This is a genomic window from Billgrantia aerodenitrificans (assembly GCF_021404405.1).
Taxonomy (GTDB): domain Bacteria; phylum Pseudomonadota; class Gammaproteobacteria; order Pseudomonadales; family Halomonadaceae; genus Halomonas; species Halomonas aerodenitrificans.
In genome coordinates this window covers 94,945-120,589 of the sequence record NZ_JABFTV010000005.1, presented here as the reverse complement: position 1 = coordinate 120,589, position 25,645 = coordinate 94,945, and the positions used below count along the sequence as shown (strand labels likewise).

Below are 25,645 nucleotides of genomic sequence, written 5' to 3'. Positions count from 1 at the left end.
TGACATTCGATCGCTGGCAACTCGTTAATTCAATGGGCTTTTGGAAGTCATCCACAGGGCGGTTTCGCGTGGCGGAAGCACGTCGACACCCGACGCCCGCGCATTCGTTGACACCGCTCTGGTGGCTTTCTAGTATCGGTTTCAGTTTCGGAATCAAATACCGCATAGCAAAACAACAACCATTCACCGTACAGGAGTCTCCTATGCGCCAGCTGTCCCGCTCACTCGTCCTCGCGGCACTTCCGCTCTCGCTGCTCTCTGCCGCTGTGGCTCAGGCCGGCGAGGTCGAACTCCCCCGCACCATGGCCTGGACCGCCTATGGCACCAACTCCAGCGGCTATGCCCAGGCCGTGGCCATCGGCAACATGCTGCAGAATCACTACGGCACCTCGGTACGCATTCTGCCCGGTGACAACGACGTCTCACGCATGACCCCGCTCAAGCAGGGGCGCGTCGATCTGTGCGCCTGCGGCATCGCCAGCTACTACGGCGCCGAAGGCGTCATGATGTTCGCCAACCGCGACTGGGGCCCCCAGCCGATCCGCGTGATCACCACCTCCACCGCATCGTTCGGTCTCTCGCTGGCCGTTGCCGGCGACCTCGGCGTCGAGACCCCGGCCGATCTCGCCGGCAAGCGCATCGCGTATATCCGCGGCGACGACGCCTTGAACAAAGGCACCGAAGCCTACCTGGCCTTCGGCGGCCTGACCTGGGACGACGTCGATCGCGTCGACTTCCCCGGTTACGCCCGCTCCTTCGACGGCATCATCGCCGGCAACGTGGACGCCTCCTTCACCACCACTGTCACACCGCCGGCACAGCAGCTCGCCAGTAGCCCGCGCGGCATCAGCTGGCCGGTGCTCGACCCCGACGACGCCGAGGGCTGGGAGCGCATGATGGCGGTGGCGCCCTATTTCCGGCCCCACGAGGTCACCGCCGGAGCCGGCAACGTGAGCGCCGACAATCCGGTACCCAGCGCCAGCTATCCCTATCCGATCGTGGTGGCCAATCAGGATCTCGACGACAACGTCGCCTACGGCCTGATCAAGGCACTGCAGGACAACTACGACGACTACAAGGATGCCGCCCCCGGTGCCGTTGGGTACGCCTTCGAATACCAGGATCTGCAATGGGTCGTGCCGTTCCACGATGCGGTAGTGGCGTACTACGAGGAGATCGGTGTCTGGACCGAGGACATGCAGGCGCATCAGGAGGCGCTGGTGGAACGCCAGGAGCTGCTGCTCGCCACCTGGAACGACTTCCTCGGCGACGCCCCCGACGACGAAGAGGAGTTCGAGGCGGCCTGGATGCAGGCTCGCGCCGAAGCGCTGCGCGAGGCCGGCCTCGACCCGGTCTTCGAGTGAGCCGGGGCCTCAGCCCGATCTCGGGGCGGCCCTGCCGCCCCTTTCCCGATTCACGGACGCCGCCATGACCCCACCTAACGCCCCTAACGAATCGACGCGCCAGCTGAAGGAGAAGGTCACCCACATCCGCACGCTGCCGGTCGCGCTGCGCTGGATTCCCGGCGCGGTGACCGTGGTACTGATGGCGATGACGCTGGACTACCTGTTCAATCTCGGCTGGCTGCGCTTCGTCACCGGGCTGGAAACCCAGTTCTACTATGCCGTGGTGGCACTGCTGCTACCGCTGGTCTATCTGCTGTGGCCGATCACGCCGGCGCTGCAGCAGCGTCCGATTCCCTGGTACGACTATGCGCTGAGTCTGGCCACGCTGATCGTCGGCGGCTACTTCGTCTACCACGCCGAACCGATTCTCGAACGCGGCTGGGCGTTCGCCGCGCCGGATACCGCCATCATGGCCAGCTACGCCTGGTGGCTGTTGATCGTCGAAGCGGCCCGGCGCGCCGGTGGCTGGCCCATCGCCGTGATCGTGGCCGCCTTCTCGCTCTACCCGCTGGTAGCCGACATCGTGCCGGGGCCCATCCAGGCGTTCCCCTCCACCCTGGAGGAGACCGCCATGTACCACACCATGAGCACCGAGAGCATCATGGGCGTACCGCTGCAGGCCTTCGCCGGTCTGGTGATCGGCTTTCTCGTGTTTGGCGTGGTACTGCAGAAAAGCGGCGGCGGCAAGTTCTTCATCGACCTGGCCTTCTCCCTGCTGGGGCACGTGCGCGGCGGGCCGGCCAAGGTCTCGATCTTCTCCAGCGGTTTGATGGGCTCGATGAGCGGCAGCGTGATCAGCAACGTGCTGACCACCGGCGTGCTGTCGATTCCCGCCATGCGCCGCATCGGCATGGGGCGCTCGTTCTCCGGGGGCGTGGAAGCCTGCGCCTCCACCGGCGGGGTACTGATGCCGCCGGTAATGGGCGCCACTGCCTTCGTCATGGCGATGTTCCTCGACGTGCCCTATTCCGCCGTGGCGCTGGCCGCCGTCATCCCCTCGATTCTCTATTTCCTCGGTCTGTTCATCCAGATCGACGCCTACGCCGCGCGTCACGACATCAAGGGACTGCCGGCCGTCGAGTTGCCTTCACTGGTACAGACCCTCAAGCAGGGCTGGTACTTCATCTTCGTCTTCGCCCTGCTGGTGTGGATGCTGCTGGTGATGCAGCGCGAGGCGGTGGCGCCCTTCTACGCTACCGCGCTGCTCCTGGTGCTCAATCAGTTTTCACGCCGCAACCGCTGGGGCTGGCGCGAGCTTGGCGAGGCGCTCTCCTCGGCAGCCAAGCTGTTCGCCGAGCTGATCGCCATTCTTGCCGGCGTCGGCATGCTGGTGGGCGCGCTGTCGATGACCGGCCTCTCCGGCACCATCGCCAACGACTTCATACATATCGCCGGCGGCAGCGTACCGCTGCTGTTGATCATGGGGGCACTGACCAGCTTCGTGCTGGGCATCGGCATGACGGTTACCGCGGCCTACATCTTCCTCGCCGTGGCCCTGGCCCCGGCGCTGATCCAGGGCGGCGGCCTCGACCCCATGGCGGTGCACATGTTCATCCTCTACTGGGGCATGCTCAGCTTCATCACCCCGCCGGTGGCACTCGGCGCCTTCGCCGCCGCCACCGTGGCCGGCGCGCGGCCCATGGCCACCGGGCTGCAGGCCATGCGTCTGGGCAGCGTGATCTACTTCATCCCCTTCCTGTTCGTGCTCAATCCGGCGTTGATCATGCAGGGCGAGCCACTGCAGATCGGCCTGGTCTTCGTCCAGGCGCTGATCGGCATCGTGCTGTTCGCCTCCGCCATGCAGGGTTATCTGATCGGTGTCGGCCGACTCGGTATCGGCGCCGTGAGCGAAATCGTCTCTCGCGGCCTGGTGCTGATGGCCGGCCTGCTGTTCGCCCTGCCCGGTGGCGGCATGGTACCGCTCAGCCAGCTCGAGCTGTTCGCCTACGCCCTCGCCGCCCTGGTGCCTGCCGTACTGCTGGCGCGCTGGAACCGGCGCCAGGCACGGCCACGGGCAACGACGCTGACCCATCCTGTCGATCGATGAGCTACCGTATGCGTTATTCACCCAACTCAACCAACCCAATTCACCCAAGCCCAGCCAATGGGAGCCACGCCCCATGACGACTCCGGTCAGCTACCAGCGCCATGCAGACATCGGCGTGATCGCCATCGACAACCCGCCGGTCAACGCCCTGGGCCAGGCCGTTCGCCAGGGCCTGATGGAGGCCGTCATCCGGGGCAGCGAGGATAGCGAGGCCCGGGTGCTGGTACTCGTCGCGCGCGGCCGTACCTTCATTGCCGGCGCCGACATTCGCGAGTTCGGCAAGCCGCCCCAGGCGCCGATTCTGCCGGAGGTGATCGCTACCTTCGAAGCCAGCGGCAAACCCATCGTTGCCGTACTGCACGGCACCGCGCTGGGAGGCGGCCTCGAGGTGGCGCTGGGCTGTCAGCTGCGCGTGGCCCTGCCCGGCACCAAAGTGGGCCTGCCCGAGGTCAAGCTGGGTCTGCTGCCCGGCGCCGGCGGCACCCAGCGGCTGCCACGCCTGACCGGCGTCGAGGCGGCCCTCGATCTGATCACCAGCGGTCGCTTTGCCGATGCCGAAGAGGCACTTGCCCTGGGCATCGTCGACGCCGTGGTGGACGCTGACGACCCGCTCGAGGTGGGCCTGGCGGTAGCGCGTGATGTTCTGGCCGGCAAACTTACGCCACGGGTCACCGGTGAGTTGCCGCCCCCCTCTGCCGATCCGGCGGCCATCGAGCGCTACCGGACCCAGCTGAAAAGCGAGGTGCCGGAGCTCTACTCCCCCTTCCGCTGCGTCGAAGCGATTGCCTTGAGCAGTGAAGGCAGTCTGGTCGATGGCCTGCGCCGCGAGCGTGAGCTGTTCTTCGCCTGCATGGATTCGCCTCAGCGTGCCGGGCTGATCCACGCCTTCTTCGCCGCACGCGCACCGCACAAGGTGCCCGACGCCGGCGAGGCAGCAGCACTGACCCGCCTCGCCCTGCTCGGTACGCACCCGCTGTTCGAGCGCCTGCGCAGCAAGGCCGAGCGAGCCGGCATCGAACTCACGGCGGCCCCGGATGCCAATACCCAGGCCTGCCTGGTCACCCCTGGCGCCGACTCGGCTTGCCCCGAGGCTTGCTTGAAGATCGCTGTGCTGACTCCCGAGGCAGCACAGGAGCTCGATACCGCGGCCGCCGATCTGGCCCTGGTCCTGGCCGATAGCAGCATGGCGGAACTGGTGGCGCTGAGAGCCAGCGCCGAGCAGCAGCAGGCCGTGGCGAATGCACTCAAGGCGCTGCGCCTGCCCGTGGTGGTCAGCCGTCAGGGCAGCCTACTGGCGTCACTGGCCAAGGCGGCAGGTGACGATGCCGCCAATCCCCGGGCGGCCATGGAGGCCGCGAGCCTGATGCTGGCCGAGCGCGGCTGGGCCTATCGCGAAAGCGATATCGACCTGCTCGCCATCGAGGCGCTCGGCTACCCTCGCTACCTGGGCGGCCCCCACCGTCAGGCCAGCCAGGCCGTTGGCGGGGAGCATGCCTCATGAACCTCGACTTCACCCCAGAGGAGCAGGCATTTCGCTGCGAACTACGGGACTTTCTGGCAGTGATAACCCATCAGCGGCGCCTGTTCGGCCTTGTTCATGCCATGCCCTCCCGACCGACCATGTCGCGCAGTCGTCCCTTGAGGATCTTGCCGCTGGCGGTGGCCGGCAGCGACTCCATCAGGATCAGACGCGTGGGCCGCTTGTAAGGCGCCAGCCGCGGGGCGATGAACTCGCGCAGCTCGGTTTCGCTGAGCGTGGCACCGGGCTCGCACTGGACGAAGGCGACCACCTCCTCGTCACCTTCCACCTGGCGCCCTACCACGGCCGACAGGGTGACGTCCGGATGTTCGTTGATCACCGCCTCCACGTCGGGAGGATATATGTTGAAGCCGGAGCGGATGATCAACTCCTTGCTGCGACCGACGATGTAGAGCTGGCCATCCTCGTCGAGCCGGGCGATGTCACCGGTGTTGAGCCAGCCATCCTCGGTGAGGCAGGCCCGAGTGGCCGTGGGTTGTCGGAAGTAGCCTTTCATCACGTTGGGGCCGCGTACCCACAGCTCACCCGCACCGGCGTAATCGGGCTCGTCCTCGCCGCTCTCACCCAGCGGCACGAGGCGGTACTCCAGCAGCGGCAGCACCCGCCCCACGGTATTGCTGTCGAAGCGATCCTCGATGCGGGTCTGGCTAATGGTCGGGCTCGCCTCGGTGAGCCCGTAGCCGTTGTGCAGCGTGAGGCCGAACAGCGCCTGGACGCGCCCCTTGAGGTCGCCGTCGAGGGGCGAACCGCCGGCGGAGATATAGCGCAGCGCGGGGGCCACCAGCGCTCGTTCTTCGCGACGCAGAAACTCGAGCGTACGGGCGAACATCGCCGGTACGCCCTGCAGAACGGTGATGCGCTCATGCTCCAATGCCGCCAGCATGGCGGGAGCATCGAAGCGTGGCACGCTGTAGAGGCAGGCGCCGTTGTAGAGCGAACCCATGCACACCGATGACAGGCCGAACACGTGGGACATCGGTAGTACGCCGTAGACCCGTTCGCCCTGGCACAAGTGACGCATGCCCCCCGAGAGCGAGGCGATATAGAGGATGCCACCGTGGGTCAGCATCACCCCCTTGGGCGTGCCGGTGGTGCCCGAGGTGTAGATCATCGCCGCCACCTGATTGGCGCCGGCCTCGACCGGCTCCGGCTCGACTTCTGCCAGCGGTGATATTCTCAAGCGTCCCAGAGATGGGGATGCGTGGACGGCAGCGCCGTGACGTTCACCGTGGGCCTCGGCGTCCGGCGAGGCTTCGCTGGTGTAGAACACCCGTCGCGGCTGGCAGTTGTCGCGGATCGCATCGACCTCCCGGGCCGAGAGGCGCGAGTTGACGATGGCCACCCAGGCGTCTCGCTCGCTGGCTGCCAGCAGCAGCGTGACCAGCGCCCGTCCGTTCTCGCTCACGGCCATGATGCGGTCACCCGGGCGAATGCTCAGCGAGTCGAGCCAGTCGGCGGCGGCACGAATCTCACGGCCCAGCTCGGCGTAGCTCCAGCGAATCTCGCCATCGACCAGCGCCGGCTCGGCGCCCAGGCGCTCGGCGTTCTCCAGCACCCGGGTACTGATTCGCTCAGGAAGTTCGGCTACCAGCTCGCTCGCCATGCGGCCGAAGATGAGTTCGTCGGGCGCCTGGCGGGACAGCGAAGCCATCAGCTCACCTCCCGCACCATGTTGCGCGCGATCACCACCTGCTGGATCTGGGTCGTACCCTCGTAGATACGGAACAGACGCACGTCGCGATAGAAGCGCTCCACCGCGTATTCGGCCATGTAGCCGGCGCCACCATGCACCTGCACCGCCCGGTCGGCCACGCGGCCGACCATCTCGGCACAGAACAGCTTGCAGCAGGAAGCCAGCGTCGAGACGTTCTCACCGGCATCCTTGCGCCGCGCGGCGTCGAGCACCATGGCGCGGCCGGCGTAGGCTTCGGTCTTGCTGTCGGCGAGCATCGCCTGCACCAGTTGGTGCTCGGCCAGCGGCACGCCGAACTGCTTGCGTTCGATGGCGTAGTTGAGCGACTCCTCGACCAGCCGCTCAGCCACGCCCACGCACACCGCCGAGATGTGCAGGCGGCCGCGGTCGAGCACTTTCATGGCAGTCTTGAAACCCTTTCCTTCTACGCCGCCGATGATGTTCGCGGCCGACACCCGGCAATCCTCGAAGATGATGTCGCAGGTATGGGCGCCCTTCTGACCCATCTTGTTGTCCGCCGGGCCGCGCTTCAGCCCCGGGGTGTCGCCATCGACGATGAAGGCGGTGATGCCGCCGGCGCCCTTGTTGTTCGGATCGGTACGCGCCATGACGGTGAACACATCGGCCTCGGGGCCGTTGGTGATGAAACGCTTGGTGCCGTTGAGCACGTAGTGATCGCCATCGCGGACCGCGGTGGTGCGCAGGCTGGCAGCGTCCGAGCCGGCGTCGGGTTCGGTGAGGCAGAAGGAGCTCAGCAGCTCGCCGGTGGCCAGGCGCGGCACGTATCTGGCCTTCTGCTCCGGGGTTCCGTCGATCAGAATGCCCTGGGCGCCGATGCCGTTGTTGGTACCGAAGACCGAGCGAAAGGCCGGCGAGGTCTTGCCGATCTCCATTGCTACCAGCGCCTCCTCCTCCATGGTCAGCCCCAGGCCGCCGTACTCCTCCGGAATCGACAGACCGAACAGCCCCATCTCCTTCATCTCCTCGAGCAGCTCCGCCGGCACGGCGTCCTCCTCGGCCAGCCGAGCTTCGTTGGGGATCAGGCGCTCGCGTACGAAGCGGGAAATGGTATCGATGAGCTGATCGAGCAGTTCGGGGTCGCGAATCATGACGTGTCCTCACGCAGGAAAAGGCGGCTGATCGGGACGAGACACTCTTGAAACTAGTGAGCGTATCTGTCCTTATTTCTCTAAGAAGATTCCGCTAGGCAGAATAAAAGACCGCATTTGATTGTCAGGTAATGTGGCATAGCCTAGGATGGCAGTCAATATAACGAAATTGCGTTCCGCAAAGCGGAACAGAAATACCCAGAGGAGCTCTCCATGTCGAACTCAACAGCGACCCCGCCCTTCAAGACGCTGGGTATCGTCGGGACCGGTGCCATGGGCCGCGGTATCGCTCAGATCGCCGCCCAGGCCGGATTGACCGTGATGCTTCACGACCTGCGCGAAGGTGCCGTAACCGAGGCGCAGGAGTTCGTTGGCGGCATGTGGCAGCGCGCCGTAGAGAAGCAGCGCCTGAGCGAGGCCGAGGCCGAGCGCTGTCGCGCCAGCCTGAAGGAAGCCGCCACCCTCGGCGATCTTGCCGGGTGCGATATGGTCATCGAAGCCATCGTCGAGAAGCTCGAAGCCAAACAGGCGATGTTCGAGCAGCTCGAGGAGATTCTCGACGACCAGGCGGTACTCGCCACCAATACCTCGTCGCTTTCAGTGACGGCGATTGCCTCCACCTGTCGTCGTCCGCAGCGCGTGATCGGCTTTCACTTCTTCAACCCGGTACCGTTGATGAAGATCGTCGAGGTGATTCCGGGGCTGCGCACCGCAAGCGACGTCACCGACCGGGTCGAAGCACTGGGCCAGGCCATGGGTCACTTCACTGCGCGTACTACCGACACCCCGGGCTTCCTGGTCAACCACGCCGGGCGTGCTTTCGGCACCGAAGCGCTGCGTATTCTCGGCGAGCGTGTCGCCGATCATGTCACCATCGACCGCATCCTGGTCGATCAGGGCGGCTTCCGCATGGGGCCCTTCGCCCTGCTCGATCTCACCGGGCTCGACGTTTCCCATGCGGTAATGGAGTCGATCTACCAGCAGTACTACGAGGAGCCGCGCTTTCGCCCCTCACCGCTCACTCGTCAGCGCCTCACGGCTGGCCTGCTCGGACGCAAGACGGGCGAAGGCTTCTACCGCTATGTGGAAGGCAAGACCCAGGTGCCCGACGAGACGCCGCCGCCCCCGGCCGAACCGCGCCCGGTCTGGATCGGCGCAGAGGATGACGGGGCCCGCCGCCAGCTCACCGAACTGGTACGCGTTGCGGGTTGGTCAGTAGAGAGCGGTGAGGCGCCCTCGGCCGAGGCGCTCTGCCTGGTCGCGCCGCTGGGTGAGGATGCCACCGCCTGTGCCCTGCGATTGGGGCTGCCCGCTGGGCGCTGCGTGGCCGTGGACCTGCTGGCCGGCCTCGAACGACGCCGCAGCCTGATGACCACGCCGGCCACCCAGGCGGACTATCGCGATGCCGCGATGGCCCTGCTGGGCCACGACGGCACGCCGGTCAGCGTGCTCGACGACAGCCATGGCTTCGTGCTGCAGCGGGTGGTGGCCTGCATCGTCAACGTCGGCTGCGAGATCGCCCAGCAGGGCGTGGCCGCGCCGAACACCATCGACCGCGCCGTGGAGCTGGGGCTGGGCTATCCCCACGGGCCGCTAGCCATGGGCGACCACTACGGCAGCCGTCGGATCCTCACCATTCTCGACAACATGCTGGCCGCCACCGGCGATCCCCGCTATCGCGCCAGCCCCTGGCTGCGCCGCCGTGCGACCCTCGACATGCCGCTGACAGCCGCCTAATGCCCCAAGGAGCCACCATGCAAGACGCTTATATCTATGACGGGCTGCGTACACCTTTCGGCCGCCACGGCGGTAGCCTGGCTGCGGTGCGTCCCGACGACCTGCTGGGGCATGTGCTGAAGGCGCTGGTCGAGCGCAACGGCTTTGCAGCCGGCGCCTACGAAGAAGTGCTGGCAGGCTGCACCAACCAGGCCGGCGAGGACTCGCGCAACGTGGCCCGTCACGCGGGGCTACTGGCCGGCCTGCCGGTCGAGGTGGCGGCCCAGACGCTCAATCGCCTGTGCGGCAGCGGCCTGGCTGCGGTGATCGATGCCGCCCGGGCGACCCGACTCGGCGAGGGCGAGCTGTTCCTGGCCGGTGGCGTGGAGTCGATGTCGCGGGCGCCTTACGTGCTGGGCAAGGCGGAGTCGCCCTTCGCCCGCAACCAGCCGCTGTACGACACCGTGATCGGTTCACGCTTCCCCAACCCCTGGCTGGCCCGCGAGTACGGCAGCCACAGCATGCCCGAGACCGCCGACAACGTGGCTCACGACCTGGGCATCGGCCGCGAGGCGAGCGATCTCTTCGCCGCCCGCTCCCAGGCGCGCTACGCCGAAGCCCTGGCCCGCGGCTTCTATGACGACGAGTTGCTGGCCGTCGAGGTGCCCCAGGGGCGCAAGCAGCCGCCACTGACAGTGAACCGCGACGAGCACCCACGCCCGGGTACCAACGTCGACAAGCTGGCCCGGCTCGGCTCACTGTTCGAAGGCGGCGCGGTCACTGCCGGCAACGCCTCCGGTCTCAACGACGGCGCCGCGGCGCTGATCGTCGGCAGTCTGACCGCCGGCGAGCGGCCGGGCATGGCTCCGCGGGCACGTATCGTGGCCAGCGCCGTGGCCGGGGTACCTCCTCGGGTGATGGGGCTGGGGCCGGTACCGGCCAGCCGCAAGGCGCTGGAACGTGCCGGCCTGACCCTCGCGCAGATGGACGTGATAGAGATCAACGAGGCCTTCGCCGTGCAGGTGCTGGGATGCGCCCAGCAGCTCGGACTCGACCCCGACGACAGCCGGCTCAATGCCAACGGCGGGGCCATTGCCATCGGTCACCCGCTGGGAGCTTCCGGGGCTCGCCTGGTCCTCACCGCCCTGCGTCAGCTCGAAGACGGCGGTGGCCGCTACGCGCTGGTCACCATGTGCATCGGCGTCGGGCAAGGCATCGCCTGCATCATCGAAAGAATGAACGGCTGATCGTCACACCGCCCCGGGCCGGCGCCTCCAACGCACCCGCCCGGAGCATTATGCGATACTCCGCCAAACGATTTCGCGACAGGGAACCGCCATGAACAAGCCCGCCCCGCTGGAAGACGACGCCCCATCGACCAAGGACCGCAACTTCGTCACTGCCCTGGCCCGCGGTCTCGAACTGCTGCGCGCCTTTGCCCCCGGTGAGGAATATCTCGGCAATGCCGAACTTTCCAGTCGTACCGGAATTCCCCGGCCCACGGTGTCGCGGCTGACCTATACGCTGACCCAGCTCGGTTATCTACGCCACAACACGCGGCTGGAGAAATACCGCCTGGGGCCCGGCATCCTGGCCCTGGGCTACCGCTTCCTGGCCAGTCAGGGCATCCGCGAGATCGCCCGCCCCTTCATGCAGCAGTTCGCCGAGGCCACCGACTGCAACGTCAGCCTGGGAGCGGCCGACAAGACCGAGATGGTGTATATCGAGAGCTGCCACGGCAGCGGCCCGCTGATCGTGCGGCTCGACGTCGGTTCGCGCTTGCCGATGGCGACCACCGCCATCGGGCGCGCCTGGCTCTGCGGTCTTTCCGAGTCCCGTCGTGAAGCGGTCATGGCAGACCTGGCCAGGGCCCACGGCGCCGACTGGCCAGCGCTGGAAAAGGGCATCAGGCGCAGCCAGGAGGACTACGCCCGCTACGGCTTCTGTCTCTCCGAAGGCGACTGGCAGTCGCAGATCAGTGCCGTTGCCACTCCTCTGGTGCTCGAGGATGGTGCCGAGGTGATGGCAATCAACTGCGGCGGAGCCGCCCATCGGCTGAGTCATTCGATCATGATCGACAACCTGGGGCCGCGGCTGAAGGAAGTGGCACGCCGCATTCTCGGCGAGCTCGAGCACGGCACCGGCTGACCCAGCGCGAACTCGCGCCAGGCAAGCCCGGGCCGCTGTCGCCCAACGGCGTATGACGATATAGTGATGGTGAAATTATCTATGAAAGCGCTGAAGAAATTGGCGAGCGAGATGTAGCGCACGGAGCACAGGAAACGGAGCCTATGGGGTATAGGTGAGGATTCCGCGCAACGCAGCGATACGCTCGCGCAGGCATTTATGCAGTGTTTCTAAGCCACCATTTCAGGGAGAGAAGCACCACTCACCATGCCCGACACCGCTTCCCGTCCCGGCATGCTGGAACAGCAGGCCCACCGCCTCAGCGCCGTGGGCGACTGGACCCTGCCGCACTATGCCAGGCTCAGGGACGCCGTGGCGCGGGTTCATGAGGCCGACTCGGTCGACCTGACCAAGCTCGGCGAGCTGGATACCTCAGGCGCTTCGCTGCTGGTCGACCTGCTGGGCCCCGACGCCGTGCTGGAGGTCGCTCAGTGGGCACCCGGCCTGCCCCCGGAGCGCCAGGCACTGCTCGAGGCAGTGGCCGAAGCCTCCCGCACCAGCCCGGTGCCACCGCCTGCGCCCCGGCCTGCCCCATTGGCGGCCTTGGCCAGCCTGGGGCAGATAGTCGAGCAGCTCGCCCGCCAGCAGCTTCAGTTGATCGCTTTCATCGGCCTGACCCTGAGCACGCTGCTGACCACGCTACTCACCCCCTGGCGCTGGCGTCCCACCTCGCTGGTGGCGCACGTACAGCAAACCGGACTCAACGCCATCCCCATCGTCGCCCTGCTCACCTTTCTGGTGGGCGCAGTGGTGGCTTTTCTGGGCGCCACGGTACTGCGCGACTTCGGTGCCACCATCTACACGGTGAACCTGGTCGCTTATGCCTTTCTGCGAGAATTCGGCGTGCTGCTCGCCGCCATCCTGCTGGCCGGCCGTACCGCCAGCGCCTTCACCGCCCAGATCGGTTCGATGAAGGCCAACGAAGAGCTCGACGCTCTGCGCGCCCAGGGGCTCGACCCCATGGAGTTGCTGGTGCTGCCTCGGGTACTCGCCATGACCATCAGCCTGCCGATCCTGACCCTGATCGGCATGCTCTGTGGCATGTTCGGCGGCGCGCTGGTGTGTGCCATGGCGCTCGACATCTCCTTTGCCCAATTCCTCGCCATCGTGCAGCGCGACATTCCCCTGGGTCACTTCCTAGTGGGAATCGCCAAGGCACCGCTGTTCGCCTTCGTGATCGCCGTGATCGGCTGTCTGGAAGGGTTCAAGGCCGAGGCCAGCGCCCAGTCGGTGGGCGAGCACACCACCTCGAGCGTGGTGCAATCGATCTTCATGGTGATCCTGCTCGATGCCCTGGCCGCGCTGTTCTTCATGGAGATGGGCTGGTGATGCGCGGTTCGGAACCCATCGTCGAGATTCGCGGCCTGGTCAACCGCTTCGGCCGGCATGTAGTGCACGACGGCCTCGATCTGGACATACGGCGCGGCGAGATACTTGGCGTGGTGGGTGGCTCCGGCACCGGCAAGTCGGTACTGCTGCGCAGCATCGTCGGCCTCAAGCGACCCGATGGCGGCTCCATCCGTGTCTTCGGCGAGGAGCTGCAGCGTCTGCCTTCCAGCCGCCGTGCCAGCATCGAACGTCGCTTTGGTGTGCTGTTCCAGCGCGGCGCCCTGTTCTCCTCGCTCAACCTTCAGGAGAACGTCGCCCTGCCGCTGATCGAGCATGCCGGCCTGTCGCGCGTTGATGCCGAACGCCTGGCGCGGGTCAAGCTGGCCCTGGCAGGGCTGCCTGCCGATGCTGCCCGACTCGACCCCGCGGCGCTCTCCGGCGGCATGATCAAGCGCGCCGCACTGGCTCGCGCTCTGGCCCTCGATCCGGAAGTGCTGTTCCTCGACGAGCCCACCGCCGGCCTCGACCCTATCGGCGCCGCCGCCTTCGACCGCCTGCTGGTGACCCTGCGCGATGCCCTGGGCTTCAGCGTCTTTCTGGTCACCCACGATCTCGATACGCTGTACTCGAGCTGCGACCGGGTCGCCGTCATCGCCCAAAAGCGCGTGCTGGTGGCCGATACACTGTCGGTGGTGGAAGCCACCGACGATCCCTGGATACGCGATTATTTTCACGGTCCGCGAGGCCGCGCGGCAAACAAGGCGGCGCAGCAATCCACATTACCAGAGGGGGAACGACGCTGATGGAAACCCGCGCGCACCATGTCGTGATCGGCCTGTTCGTCGTGCTGACAATCGTCGGCGGCGTGCTGTTCGCCCTGTGGCTCAACCAGAGTACTCGCGCCCAGGCTTTTACCCATTACGAAGTGCTGTTCAACCATGGTGTCAGCGGCCTGTCGGAGGGCAACGCCGTGGAATACAGCGGCGTCAGGGTCGGTGACGTCGTGGAACTGCGCCTCGACCCGGCTGACCCGCGCAACGTCATGGCCCTCATTCGCGTCGAGAGCCAGGTGCCGATTCGCCAGGACACACGGGCGCGCCTGGCGCTGGCCAACATTACCGGCAGCATGTCGATCCAACTGCACGGCGGCACGCCCGAGAGCCCGCTGCTGATCGCCCGCGGCGAAAGGCCGGCGCGTATCGTTGCCGATCAATCGCCGCTGGGCGCCCTGCTCAGCGACAGCGAAGAGCTGCTGGGCAACGTCAATCGCGTGCTGTCACGGCTGGAGGCGGTGCTGTCAGAAGACAATGTGGAAAGCGTGGAGAGAATCCTGGCCAACCTCGAGCGTACCACCTCCCAGCTTGCCGCCATCGGCGACGCCCCGGTTCGGCTCGCCGAGAGCATGGAGGAGGTCTCTCGGGAAGCCGCCCGCGCCCTGGCCGAATTCCGCTCCCTGGCCAGCCGCACCGGCGGCATGATGCAGGGTCAGGCCGAAGGCATCCTGATCGATACCCGCCAACTCACGGCCAGCCTGTCCCGCACGGCCCAGAGTCTCGAGGAGCTGTTAGCCGACAACCAGGGGGCGCTCGAAAGCGGCATACGCGGCGTGCAGGGCTTGGGGCCGGCCACCATCGAGCTACGCAACACCCTCTCCTCTCTCAACCGCATCGTACGCCGCCTGGAGGAGAATCCTCGTAACTTCCTGCTGGGACGCGACCGCGTCGAGGAGTTCAGCCCATGAGGTATCGCCCGCGTTTGTCCTGGCTCGTCTGGTTGGCAGCGGCTCTGGCGCTCGGCGGCTGCCAATTCGTGCCGGAACGCACGCCGGTCGCCTTCTACGATCTGCCGGCCCAGCCACTGACAAACTCGCCTTCCTCGGCCGCCCCGGTGGACGCCACCCTGCGCCTGGCCACGCCGCGCGCCACCGGGCTGCTCGATGGCACACGGATCCTCGTCGTGCCGCAGCCCAACCGCCCTCAGGTGTATGCCGGCGCACGCTGGGCCGATACCATGCCGCTATTGCTGCGCGATCGGCTGCTCGACGCCTTTCATGACGATGGCCGCCTGCCCGGTGTGGTGCACGAGGACAGCGGCGCCACCGCCGACGTAGAGCTGCACAGCGACTTGCGCAGCTTTCACAGCGAGTACCGCAGCGGTCATCCCGAAGCGGTCATTCGCCTCGACGTAAGGTTGATCGATGCCCGCACGCAACACCTGCTGGCCAGCCAGCGCTTTCTCCATTACCAGCGGGCCGACAGCGAATCCATCGACCATGTTGTCGATGCCTTCGGCACGGCCGCGGACCGCTTGGCTCAGGAGCTCGTCGACTGGAGCGTGATTCAAATGCGTGAGCGCTGACCCGCATGAAGAAAGCCGTCGCATGAAATGTAGACACTTGGTATGAATGTCGCGTGGTTACCGCCAACGGTGGCCTTTGGTTATCATGGGCGAAAAAGCAAGGAAACAGCGACAATGACGATGGATAGCTCGCCACGCCAGAACCTCGGGATCAGCGCCTACAGCTGGCTCAAACGCGACATCACACGAGGCGTCTTCCAGCCCGGCGAAAAGCTGCTGATGAGCCGGCTCAAGGAGCGCTATCAGTTGGGTATCGGTCCCCTGCGCGAAGCGCTGTCGCAGCTGGTCGCCGAGCGCTTGGTGGTCGCAATCAGCCAACGCGGCTACCGGGTCGCGCCCATGTCGCTGGCCGAGCTCGCCGACATCTACGACGCTCGTGCCCAGTTGGAAGGGTTGATTCTGACTCTGGCCATCGAGCGCGGCGACGACGCCTGGGAGGCGGACATCCTGGCTAAGGCGCACACGCTGGCCAAGGTCATGGAAGTTAACAGCCCCGACGAAATGTTGGACGTATGGGATGCACGACACAAGGCATTCCACACGGCCATCGCCAGCGGCTGCCGGTCGCCGCATCTGCTGCAGGTGCGTGAGAGCCTGTTCGACCAGGTGGAGCGCTACCGCCATCTGTGGCTGCGCGAAACCGTCTTTTCGGAGCAGGCGCTGGAGCGCAAGCGTCAGGAGCATGCCGCCCTGGTCGAGGTGATCCTGGCCCGCGAGGCCACGCGCGCCGCCGAGATGATGCGCGAACACCTGATGACCCCGGTGCCCATCATCACCCAGGTCATGACCCGACGAGGCCTGGCCTGACACGCCCTTGCCTAGACCAGTCATTGCCCTGTCATGTCTTTGCGCGAGAATCGCAGATGACAGGCTGCCGCCGGCGGCTTATGTTAAAGACATACCATCCAAGCGCGGCCGAACACAGCCTCGGCTGCCAAGGCCCGATGGGGGGCGCCAATGCCACATCTGCTGCGGTTTTCACGTGACATCGAACTTCGTCTGGAGCGACTCTCCCAGAGTACCGGCCAGAGCAAGAGTGAACTGATAGAACGCTGCCTGGCCGTAGGCATGCATGACCTGGAATCCCAACTGCTGCTGAAGAAGCCGTCAGCGCTCCTTCCGTTGCCGTCAAACCCACCCTCGATCAGCTGCTGCGTGAAAGCGGCCTGGGCGCCTGATTTTCGTAGGCCCTTCTCCCTCAGAGGAAGGCCGCCAAGCAGCGACGGTGTGTGCGCAGCGCGTGCTCACGAGCGGTGGCCACCAGCCTGACTTCTTGTCCCGGCAGGCACTGGGCCAGCCGCGCCGCAGCAAGCGGCGTCAGCGCACCGAGACGCGGATATCCACCAATGGTCTGACGATCGTTGAGCAGCACGATCGGCTGGCCGTCGGGCGGGACCTGTACCGCGCCCAGCGGTATGCCCTCGGAGATCATGCCGCCCAGCTCGCAGTGCAGTTGCGGCCCCAGCAACCTGACTCCCATACGATCGGCACGGTCGTCGACCCGCCAGGGTAGATTGAAGGCCTGAGAGAGGCTGGCACCGCTGAAATGGCCGATCTGGGCGCCGGGAACCAGCGCCAGCCAGTTTCCCGAAAGTGTCATGCTGATTGCCGGATCGAACGGCAGACGGCGGCCAGTCGTGGCAGCACGTCCCTGCCACGTCAGCGTGTCGCCGACCTGAAGCGTACGCCCGTCGCCGTGCAGCCCGCCCAGTTGCTCCCGGGGCGTGGCGCTGCGACTTCCCAATACCAGAGGGGCTGCGAGTCCGCCGGGCACGGCCAGGTAAGCTCGCAAGCCATTGCGCGGCTGGCGGAAGACCAGGCGCTGACCGGCCCGTATGGTGAACGTGGCGCCAGGCTTCAGGGCACGGTCGTCGAGGTGGGCACCGAGATCGGCGCCCATCAGCGCCAGCGTCGAGTCCGCCTCCGCTTCCAGCTCGAGACCGCCACCGATGGCAATTTCCAGCGCTGCGGCATCCAGCGCATTGCCCAACAGCCAGTTGGCCCAGCGAAACGAGAACCAATCGGCAGCCCCGCCCTGGGTGACCCCCAGATGGCGTACCCCGAAGCGACCGTCGTCCACCACCAGTGCCAGCGGACCGGCCTGCACGACACGTAACGCACCTTGGACGGAACTCATGACGCGCTCTCCAGCGCTGTCGTATCGCCACCCTGCTGTACGAACTCCTCGCGACTGATGGACTTGAAGCGGACCCGGTCACCCGGCCTCAGCAGGGGCTCGCCGCGGCGGGCGTGTTCGAAAAGCGGGAAAGCGGTACGCCCGAGGATGTTCCATCCGCCGGGCGAGGTCAGTGGGTAGATCGCGGTCTGGCGGTCGGCGACGCCCACACTGCCAGCGGCCACTCGGCGTCTGGGCGTTTTCAGCCGCGGGGTGGCCAGCCCCTCTTCCACCAGCCCCATGAAGCTGTAGCCAGGGGCGAAGCCCAGGGCAAAGACGTAGTAGTCACGACCACAGTGGCGACGCACCACCTCGTCCACCGCGATGCCGGCTCGCTCGGCCACCCGAGTGAGCTCCGGTCCGACGCTGAGGTCGTACCAGACCGGCACCTCATGACATTGGCCCAGCTCGGTGTCGGCCGGCTCCAGGCGTTCGAGCACGCGCCGGATTCGCCCGATGGCCTCGTCATGGGATACGCGCAGTGCATCGTAGTGCAGCATGAGCGTGGTATAGGAGGGCACCAGGTCGATGAGTTCGGCACCGAAGGCGTCGCGCAGAGCGCGATCGGCAGCCACGATCCAGCCCATGTTGGCCTCATCAATGGCGTCGAACAGGCGCACCATGAGCACGTCCATGGCCGTCAGCTCGATCTGTGCGGACATCGTCACGCTCGTTCCAGCTCGTGGAAGGCCTCGCGTATGGCCCGAACGGCGGCTACCGACTCAGGATTGTCGCCATGCACGCAGAGCGTATCGCAAGGCAGCTGCAGAGGCGTGCCGTCGATGGCCGCCAACGGCTCGCCGCGAGCCAGGCGCACGGCCTGGGCAACGATGGTCGCCTGATCGTGATGCACCGCGCCCGGCAAACGGCGTGAGACGAGATGCCCGCTGGCGTCGTAGGCGCGATCGGCAAAGGTCTCGAACCAGATGGTGATACCCATCTCTGCGGCCAACCGCCGACTGGGCTCCGGGTCGGCGGTCGCCATCAGCATCAGCGGCAGGCTCGGGTCGTAGCTGGTCACGGCGCGCATCACGGCCCTCAGCAGTTCGGGATCCCGTGCCATATCGTTGTACAGCGCACCGTGCGGCTTGACGTAGCGAATGGCCATCCCCTCCGCCTGACAGATACCGGCCAGCGCGCCGATCTGATACAGCACCAGATCCTCGACTTCGGCGGGAGAACAGGCCATGGAGCGACGACCGAACCCCATCAGGTCGGGATAGGCCGGATGAGCGCCGACCTTGACGCCATGCTCCACCGCCAGCCGTACCGTATGGCGCATCACATGAGGATCGGAGGCATGGAAGCCGCAGGCGATATTGGCGCAGTCCACATAGGGCATGACCTCGCCGTCCAGCCCCAGCGTGTAGTTACCGAAGCTCTCTCCCATATCGCAATTGAGCAGTGGCACGGCCATTGGCGACTCCTGTTTTGCGCTGTATTGAACTGTTCTTGTGATGATCGACACTATATGAAGCGCACTTTTTCAATGCCAATCGTTTTTCACGATACTCAATATCGGCGTCTCCTATCATATTGTTATTCTGTGGAAAAATGGTTGACGCCATGTCGCTTCGCGATTATCAATAAAATGAAGCAAGCCAATATAACGCCAATAAAGGGAGCGCTGAACAAATCGACGAGCGGGATGAAACGCAAGGCGCACGGAGCACAGGAACCGGAGCCTATGGGGTATAGGTGAGGATTCCGAGCACCGCGCAACGCAGCGATTCGCTCGCGCAGGCATTTGTACAGTGTTTCCTTAAGGAGTAATCCGATGTCAGTAAAAGACCCCTTCCATCTGGCCATACAGGTACATGACATCGAAGAGGCTCGACGCTTCTACGGCGACTTCCTCGGCTGCCCTGAGGGCCGCTCGTCAGAGAGCTGGGTCGATTTCGACCTCTATGGTCACCAGTTCGTCTGTCATCTCAACCCGGCCCTGAAGGAGAACCCGGTCTCCAGCCACAAGAATCCGGTAGACGGGCATGGGGTGCCGGTTCCCCACTTCGGCGTGGTACTGGAGATGGATGCCTGGGAAGCCCTGGCGCAGAAGCTGCGCGAGCATGGCGTGGCATTCGAGATCGAACCCTACATCCGCTTCAAGGGCGAGCCGGGGGAACAGGCCACCATGTTCTTCTACGACCCTTCCGGCAATGCCTTGGAGTTCAAGGCGTTCAAGAATCGCGAAGAACAGCTGTTCAAGAAGTCCTGAGCCGGATTCGACGATGCTCGATTTCAAGGAGCTGGAGGCGTTCGTCTGGGCGGTGAGGCTAGGCTCCTTCCGCAAGGCGGCAATGCGCCTGCATCTGACCCAGCCGTCGATTTCCGAGCGTATCTCGCGTCTGGAAAGCAGCGTGGGCGAGGTGCTGCTGGAACGTTCGGCCAGACCGATCCAGCCCACCATGCGCGGGCGCGAGTTCTTCGTTCACGCCGAGCGTCTTCTGCAGCAGCGTGACGAGGCGATGAAGCTGTTCGAGGACGAGGAGAACTATTCCGCCCCTCTGCGCCTCGGCGCCATCGAGACCATCGCGCACAGCTGGCTGCCGGACTTCATGCGCTGCCTGACACAGCGCTACCCGCAGCTGACCATCGAGCTGAGCGTCGATTACTCGCCGGCGCTCAACCGCCGGCTGGCCAAGAACGACCTGGACATCCTGCTGGCGATGAACGGCTACCTGGAGCCGGAGCGCATCGACCAGGTGCCGCTGAGCCCTTACGAGATGGGCATGTTCGTCTCACCCGACCATGTCGAGACGATCGCGGCACACGGTAGCGAGTGGCTTGGCTGCCTGCCCTTCATCTCCTTCGGCAAACGAGCTAGACCCTATGAGGAGCTGGTGGAGTACCTGGACCGCCAGGGCGTGGCGGAGCCCCGTATCCACAGCGTGAGCACGCTGATGACCATCGTGCGCATGACCACGGAAGGGCTCGGCATCGGCGCGCTCCCCGTCGCCACCGTGCTCGACGAATGGCGCCAGGGTCAGCTCTATCGGGTCGAGCTGCCGCAGGCCCTGCCGGACATGCATTACGACGTGATCTGGCGGATGGGCAGCCATCCCCGGTTCTGCCGCAGCGTGGGGCTGCTGGCACAGCAATGTGCCAAGCGCTATGCGGAGTCACGCGACACCGACATGACAACGAGCGATTTCTCCGGCCGCTGGGTGAGGCCGATACGACCCGCAACTCACCCATAGGCGCTCTGACGCCACCCACACAACTCCAACTAGAGAGACCAAAATGAACAAGATCCTGTCCCGCTCCGTGCTGATTGCCGCTGCCTGCGGCCTCTCCACCGCGGCTAACGCCGCGCAATGGACCATGGCCACTCCCTACGGCGATGCCAGCTTCCATACCAAGAACGTGAAGCAGTTCGCCGAGGACGTGGCGGAAGCCACCGGTGGCGAACTGACCATCAACGTCCACAGCGGCGGCTCGCTGGTGGCCCACGGTGAGATCAAGCCTTCGGTACGCCGCGGCACCATCGAGGCCGGGGAGATCTTTCTCTCCACCCTCTCCAATGAGGATCCCATCTTCGAGGTCGATACCCTGCCGGGGGTGGCCGGAAGCTACGAGGAAGCCTACGAACTGTGGCAGGCCACCAAGCCGCTGATCACCGAACTGTTCGCCAATCAGGGCATGATGCCGCTCTACGCCGTATCCTGGCCGGCCCAGGGCATCTATACCGACTTCGAACTCAACGATGCCGAGCAGTTCGAGGGTCTGCGGGTCCGTGCCCCCAACATCAACACCCAGCGCTTCGTCGACTACCTGGGCGGCAACCCCACCGAAACCGAGGAGTCGGACATTCCCACGGCCTTCAGCACCGGCCGGGTGGACGCCATGATCACTTCGAGCTCCACCGGCAACTCGATGACCGCCTGGGATTACGTCTCCCACTACACCGACGCCAACCTGTGGCTGCCGAAGAACATCGTGTTCATCAATCAGCGCGCCTTCGACCGCCTGGATGAAGCCACTCAGGAAGCGCTGCTCGAAGCGGCGGCACGGGCCGAGGAGCGCGGCTGGCAGATGAGCCGTGACGACAACCAGGCCAGCCTCGAGGCGTTGCAGGAGAACGGCATCACCGTCTCCGAGCCGAACGAGGAGGTAGCGGAAGCTCTGCAGGCGGCCGGCAACCAGCTCTTCTCAGCCTGGGAGAATCGCGCCGGCGAGCAGGCCCAGCAGGTACTCGAGGAGTACCAGCAGCAGCGCCAGGATTGAGCCCGACCCCAGGCGTGGCGGCTTGCCGCCACGCCCCCTTCAAGCTCGCCTCGAGGTTAGCGTCATGACCTTCAAGTTCAATGCCCTCTACCGTCTGGGCGCCTGGGGCGCGGCCGCCTGCATGGTGACCATCTGCGCCCTGATCGCGCTGCAGGTCTCGTTTCGTCTGATCGACGCCCTGCTCGTGCTGATCGGCATGCGGCGTCTGGGGCTCAGCATCACCGGCGTCTCGGAGATCGCCTCCTATCTGCTCGTGGGGGCGACCTTCCTGGGCCTCGCCTACACCTTCGTGCATCACGCTCATATCCGCGTCACGCTGCTGATTTCACGGCTGCCATCGGCTATCAGGGCCTGGTTCGAGGTCTTCTGTCTGCTGGTCGCGCTGGCCATCAGCCTGCTGCTCGGCTACGGCCTGGTGGAGCTTGCCCGGGAGAGCCGAATGTTCAACGACGTCTCCTCCGGCTTCCTGTCGATTCCGCTGTGGATTCCCCAGACGGTGCTGGCCACCGGCGTGGCACTGCTCTGCCTGGCCCTGGCAGAGGCGTTGGTGACGACCCTACGTATCGCCATTCGCGAGCCGAGTCGCTTCCGCGAAGCGACAGCCACCGACGACAGTGAAATTCACTGAGCCGCACTCAACCACACGGAGACACGTCACGTGCTGATACTCAGCCTGGCTACGATAATGACGCTGGCCGTCCTGCTCGGCAGCGGGGTGTGGATCGCCTTTGCCCTGATCGGCACCGCCTGGGTTGCGCTGGCCTTCTTCAGCCCCTTCGCACCGGGTCCAATTCTCGCCTCCGATTTCTGGGGCGCCAGCTACGGCTGGGACCTGACCGCCCTGCCGATGTTCATCTGGATGGGCGAGATACTGTTTCGCTCCGGCCTTGCCGACAACATGTTCCGCGGCCTCTCCCCCTGGCTCAACCGCATGCCCGGCCGTCTGCTGCATACCAACATCATCGGTAGCGGCATGTTCGCCGCCGTCTGCGGCTCCTCGGCGGCCACCTGCGCCACGGTGGGCAAGATGACCCTGCCGGAGCTGGAGCGCCGCGGCTACGACAGCAACATGGCCATTGGCACCCTGGCCAGCGCCTCGACGCTGGGGCTGCTGATTCCTCCCTCCATCGTGCTGATCGTCTATGGCGTGGTCACCGAGCAGTCGATCTCGCGACTTTTTATGGCCGGTATCGGCCCGGGCCTGATGATCCTCGCCCTGTTCATGACCTACCTGATCATATGGTCACTGGTGAGCGGCAATCGCAAGGGGCTCACCGGCGCCGACGAGTCGTCCATGCCGCTGGGCCAGAAGCTGCGTCAGACCCTTGAGCTGCTGCCCATCCTGCTGCTGATCGGTGGCATCATCGTGTCGATCTACGGCGGACTCGCCTCGCCCACCGAGGCCGCGGCCGTCGGCGTAGTGCTGTCGATGGTCATCGCGCGCTGGAACGGCAGCTTCAACGTCAGGATCTTCAGCGACTCGCTGTTCGCCGCCATTCGCACCGCCTGCATGATCGCCTTCATCATCGCCGGCGCCTCGTTCCTGACCTCGGCCATGGGCTTCACCCAGGTGCCGATGCAGTTGGCGCGCACCATCGGCGAAATGGGCCTTTCACCGACCATGCTGCTGGTGGCTCTGACGCTGCTGCTGCTGGTGATGGGCTGCTTCCTCGACGGCATCTCGCTGATCCTGCTGGTGACCGCCATCATCATGCCGCTGGTGAGCGCCGCCGGTTTCGATCTGATCTGGTTCGGCATCTACCTGGTGATCGTGGTGGAGATGTCGCAGATCACACCGCCGGTGGGCTTCAACCTGTTCGTGATCCAGGGCCTCACGGGCAAGGACATCCTCACCATCACCAAGGCTACGCTGCCGTTCTTCCTGCTGATGATGCTGTCCATCGCCCTGATGCATCTGTTCCCGGAAATCGCCCTCTACCTGCCACAGAGCATGAGCCGCTAAGGAGCGCCCGGCGCTATTTAGGAGAAGCGCCCGGTCCTATGGGTGCCGGGCGCCTTCCTCACGTGGATTGCGCGGATAGTAGCGCTCCGGCTGACGCTCCACGTGGGCGAAGAATCGCGTGTCCTTGTAGGGCATCTTCATGAAACCCGACACCCCCAGCCCCTCGATCAGCCCCACCGCATCGAGAATGTCTTCGAGGCGCTCGCGAAACTCCTCCTCACGGGATGGATCGAGCAGGCGGTAGTAGCTGTGGATCTTGAGATGCTGCGGCAGCGCTTCGAAGATGATCATGCCGGTGTGGTGGATGTCGTTGAGCGCTTCCAGCGAGGTGATGATTGGCTCCGGCAGCACCAGAAACTCCTCGGGATCGGGCCCATCCTCGAAGTAGCTATGCAGTCGGCTGCGGTCTTCCAGCTCGGGCACGGCGCTGACCTCGTAGCGCAGCTGCATGCCGGGCTCGATGACGAAAGGATGCGACGGGCTCGCGCGGTCGAGGTGCAGGGTATCGCGGGCGTTGAACAGGCAGCTCTTGAAGATGCCCTGGCGGTAGATGGCACGAGCCAGATTGACCATGTTGTTCACCGCCGCCACGAAGGCCGGCTTGAGCGAGGAGTCGTGCAGGTTGAGCGAGGTATCGATGTAGACGCCATCGGCTTCCCAGCGCACGGCCAGCCCGCCCACCACCGGATACTTGCCCAGCCGGCTCACCGCGGCGAGAAAGGCCTTTTCGGTCTCGCCCATGCCCTGCATGAAGTTCTTGTAGTAACGGTCGAGCTGGACGTCGTTGACGTCGTTGAGCGTTTCCGCCCCGCCCTCCTCGCGCAGGAACGCCTTGCGCGAGCTGTAGACCACGGTGTCGATCTCCCGCGTCATGGGTCGCACCCAGGTCGGCACCAGCGGGGCTTCGGGCGCCCCGGGCAGGTCGATCATCACCACCCGGGCCAGGCGCGGCATTTCGCGGATGAAGTGATCGCCCGCGCGCAGACGGACCCGTGGATCCGGATCGAGCATGCCATCGAGCATGCGAGCGAACTCCATGGGCAGCCCCAGCGAGGTCGCGGGAATGGCGCGATGGCCGAAGCGACACGACTGCGCCGAGGCCAGCGCATAGAGGGTGCCGGCCGTGCCCTGCTCGTCGAAGCGCGGCGACGACAGCGCGCCGTTGAGCTGCTCTTCGCCGATGAAGTAGACGTCGCCCAGCCGCGCGTTGGTCTGCTGCAGGTTGTCCGACATCAGCTCCATGACGTTGGCCGCCACGAACTGCTGGTTGGCATCGAGCTGGGCGAACACCGACGAGCCCCAATCGATCAGCGCGACCTCCTCACGGCGGGCATCGAAGACCAGGTTGGAGGGCTTGATGTCGCCGTGCACCAGGGGGCGCCCCGCCGGGCCGGTTTCACGCCGCAGGCTGCGCAGGATGTCGGCGAGCTGATCGGCAATGCGCACCACCAGGCGCGGCGAAAGACGCCCCTGACGCAGCGACACCTCCTCCAGGTTGAGCCCGGGAGCGCGCTGCATCACCAGGATCGACTGGTTGCGCACGCGCTGAAAGGCGATCAGCCGAGGCACCCGGGGATGATCGACCTGCTCCAGCATGAACGCCTCTTCCTCGAGGCGATCCTGCACCTGCTGGGGCAGGTTGACCCGGGTGAACTTGAACACGTACTCCTCGCCGTGGGCCGTGATACCGGCGAAGACGAAGCCGTAGGCGCCCTTGCCGATCAGCGCGATGTCACGGTAGCCCAGCTGTTCGAGCTGGGCCTGACACAGCGCCACCCACGCCTTGAGCTTGCGCGCATCGTCGTGGCTGAGCAGATAGATCGACTGCTCTTCCGGGATGTAGAACTGCTGCAGCGCTGCCTGAGACATGGGTGTCCGCCTGTGCTGGGAGCCGTCA

General features: G+C 65.4%; 22 protein-coding genes. 16 read left to right on the top strand and 6 right to left on the bottom strand.

The genetic code is table 11. The features are described 5' to 3' along the window. Positions 1-203: 203 nt before the first annotated feature. The 3 genes from HOP59_RS11020 (at position 204) to HOP59_RS11010 (ending at position 4,954) form a co-directional block, all read left to right on the top strand. Positions 204-1,364: a TAXI family TRAP transporter solute-binding subunit gene (locus HOP59_RS11020; protein WP_234253999.1), complete on the top strand. Its 1,161-nt coding sequence runs from the start codon at positions 204-206 to the stop codon at positions 1,362-1,364. Between the two features lie 64 nt (positions 1,365-1,428). After that, positions 1,429-3,453 carry a TRAP transporter permease gene (locus tag HOP59_RS11015; protein ID WP_234253998.1) on the top strand — a complete coding sequence of 675 codons (2,025 nt, stop codon included), beginning with the start codon at positions 1,429-1,431 and terminating at the stop codon, positions 3,451-3,453. A gap of 73 nt (positions 3,454-3,526) precedes the next feature. After that, positions 3,527-4,954 (top strand): enoyl-CoA hydratase/isomerase family protein, encoded by a 1,428-nt coding sequence (locus tag HOP59_RS11010; RefSeq protein WP_234253997.1) that lies wholly within the window; start codon positions 3,527-3,529, stop codon positions 4,952-4,954. A 94-nt stretch (positions 4,955-5,048) separates the two neighbouring features. Here the strand turns inward: HOP59_RS11010 and HOP59_RS11005 are convergent, their stop codons facing one another. Both HOP59_RS11005 and HOP59_RS11000 read right to left on the bottom strand, forming a co-directional pair. Further along, positions 5,049-6,644, bottom strand: coding sequence for a class I adenylate-forming enzyme family protein (locus HOP59_RS11005; RefSeq protein ID WP_234253996.1), 1,596 nt, complete (start codon positions 6,642-6,644; stop codon positions 5,049-5,051). Beyond that, on the bottom strand, positions 6,644-7,795 hold the full coding sequence (locus HOP59_RS11000; protein WP_010628521.1) for an acyl-CoA dehydrogenase family protein: 1,152 nt from the start codon (positions 7,793-7,795) through the stop codon (positions 6,644-6,646). Before HOP59_RS11000 ends, HOP59_RS11005 begins: the two co-directional genes overlap by 1 nt. 213 nt (positions 7,796-8,008) lie before the next feature. Here HOP59_RS11000 and HOP59_RS10995 point away from each other — a divergent pair, with 213 nt between their 5' ends. From HOP59_RS10995 to csiR, 8 genes are all read left to right on the top strand, one after another. Further along, complete coding sequence (locus HOP59_RS10995; RefSeq protein ID WP_234253995.1) at positions 8,009-9,532, top strand: 3-hydroxyacyl-CoA dehydrogenase; 1,524 nt, start codon at positions 8,009-8,011, stop codon at positions 9,530-9,532. A gap of 17 nt (positions 9,533-9,549) precedes the next feature. Further along, a complete protein-coding gene (locus HOP59_RS10990; RefSeq protein WP_234253994.1) occupies positions 9,550-10,758 on the top strand; it encodes a 3-oxoadipyl-CoA thiolase in 1,209 nt (402 codons plus the stop codon). Positions 10,759-10,849: 91 nt separating this feature from the next. After that, positions 10,850-11,659, top strand: coding sequence for an IclR family transcriptional regulator (locus HOP59_RS10985; RefSeq protein ID WP_010628518.1), 810 nt, complete (start codon positions 10,850-10,852; stop codon positions 11,657-11,659). Between the two features lie 246 nt (positions 11,660-11,905). Next, positions 11,906-13,027 (top strand): MlaE family ABC transporter permease, encoded by a 1,122-nt coding sequence (locus tag HOP59_RS10980; RefSeq protein WP_422676333.1) that lies wholly within the window; start codon positions 11,906-11,908, stop codon positions 13,025-13,027. After that, complete coding sequence (locus tag HOP59_RS10975) at positions 13,027-13,830, top strand: ABC transporter ATP-binding protein (protein WP_010628516.1); 804 nt, start codon at positions 13,027-13,029, stop codon at positions 13,828-13,830. The genes HOP59_RS10980 and HOP59_RS10975 overlap by 1 nt, the downstream gene beginning before the upstream one ends. Then, positions 13,830-14,768 carry an MlaD family protein gene (locus HOP59_RS10970; RefSeq protein ID WP_010628515.1) on the top strand — a complete coding sequence of 313 codons (939 nt, stop codon included), beginning with the start codon at positions 13,830-13,832 and terminating at the stop codon, positions 14,766-14,768. The genes HOP59_RS10975 and HOP59_RS10970 overlap by 1 nt, the downstream gene beginning before the upstream one ends. Continuing rightward, the gene (locus HOP59_RS10965; RefSeq protein ID WP_234253993.1) at positions 14,765-15,385 is read left to right on the top strand and encodes an ABC-type transport auxiliary lipoprotein family protein; all 621 of its coding nucleotides are present in this window, start codon (positions 14,765-14,767) and stop codon (positions 15,383-15,385) included. The genes HOP59_RS10970 and HOP59_RS10965 overlap by 4 nt, the downstream gene beginning before the upstream one ends. A 120-nt stretch (positions 15,386-15,505) precedes the next feature. After that, positions 15,506-16,192: a DNA-binding transcriptional regulator CsiR gene (gene csiR / locus HOP59_RS10960; protein WP_422676409.1), complete on the top strand. Its 687-nt coding sequence runs from the start codon at positions 15,506-15,508 to the stop codon at positions 16,190-16,192. Positions 16,193-16,583: 391 nt separating this feature from the next. On the opposite strand, the gene HOP59_RS10955 is transcribed toward csiR, so the two are convergent. Genes HOP59_RS10955 through HOP59_RS10945 form a run of 3 tightly spaced genes read right to left on the bottom strand, consistent with a single transcriptional unit; the run spans position 16,584 to position 18,978 of the window. Further along, positions 16,584-17,522: a 5-oxoprolinase subunit C family protein gene (locus HOP59_RS10955; RefSeq protein WP_234253991.1), complete on the bottom strand. Its 939-nt coding sequence runs from the start codon at positions 17,520-17,522 to the stop codon at positions 16,584-16,586. Further along, positions 17,519-18,223, bottom strand: a complete 705-nt coding sequence (pxpB, locus tag HOP59_RS10950) for a 5-oxoprolinase subunit PxpB (protein ID WP_234253990.1) — start codon at positions 18,221-18,223, stop codon at positions 17,519-17,521. Before pxpB ends, HOP59_RS10955 begins: the two co-directional genes overlap by 4 nt. A 2-nt stretch (positions 18,224-18,225) precedes the next feature. Then, positions 18,226-18,978, bottom strand: a complete 753-nt coding sequence (locus HOP59_RS10945; RefSeq protein WP_234253989.1) for a 5-oxoprolinase subunit PxpA — start codon at positions 18,976-18,978, stop codon at positions 18,226-18,228. Positions 18,979-19,338: 360 nt separating this feature from the next. Between HOP59_RS10945 and HOP59_RS10940 the strand changes: the two genes are divergently transcribed. From HOP59_RS10940 to HOP59_RS10920, 5 genes are all read left to right on the top strand, one after another. After that, the gene (locus tag HOP59_RS10940; protein WP_234253988.1) at positions 19,339-19,776 is read left to right on the top strand and encodes a VOC family protein; all 438 of its coding nucleotides are present in this window, start codon (positions 19,339-19,341) and stop codon (positions 19,774-19,776) included. Positions 19,777-19,789: 13 nt separating this feature from the next. Next, positions 19,790-20,758 (top strand): LysR family transcriptional regulator, encoded by a 969-nt coding sequence (locus HOP59_RS10935; protein WP_234253987.1) that lies wholly within the window; start codon positions 19,790-19,792, stop codon positions 20,756-20,758. A 43-nt stretch (positions 20,759-20,801) separates the two neighbouring features. Beyond that, the gene (locus tag HOP59_RS10930; RefSeq protein ID WP_234253986.1) at positions 20,802-21,785 is read left to right on the top strand and encodes a TRAP transporter substrate-binding protein; all 984 of its coding nucleotides are present in this window, start codon (positions 20,802-20,804) and stop codon (positions 21,783-21,785) included. Positions 21,786-21,849: 64 nt separating this feature from the next. After that, the gene (locus HOP59_RS10925) at positions 21,850-22,413 is read left to right on the top strand and encodes a TRAP transporter small permease (RefSeq protein WP_234253985.1); all 564 of its coding nucleotides are present in this window, start codon (positions 21,850-21,852) and stop codon (positions 22,411-22,413) included. A 30-nt stretch (positions 22,414-22,443) separates the two neighbouring features. Continuing rightward, on the top strand, positions 22,444-23,748 hold the full coding sequence (locus HOP59_RS10920; protein ID WP_234253984.1) for a TRAP transporter large permease: 1,305 nt from the start codon (positions 22,444-22,446) through the stop codon (positions 23,746-23,748). A 36-nt stretch (positions 23,749-23,784) separates the two neighbouring features. On the opposite strand, the gene HOP59_RS10915 is transcribed toward HOP59_RS10920, so the two are convergent. Further along, entirely contained in the window at positions 23,785-25,617 is a 1,833-nt protein-coding gene (locus tag HOP59_RS10915) for a protein kinase domain-containing protein (RefSeq protein WP_234253983.1), read from the bottom strand. Positions 25,618-25,645: the final 28 nt, after the last annotated feature.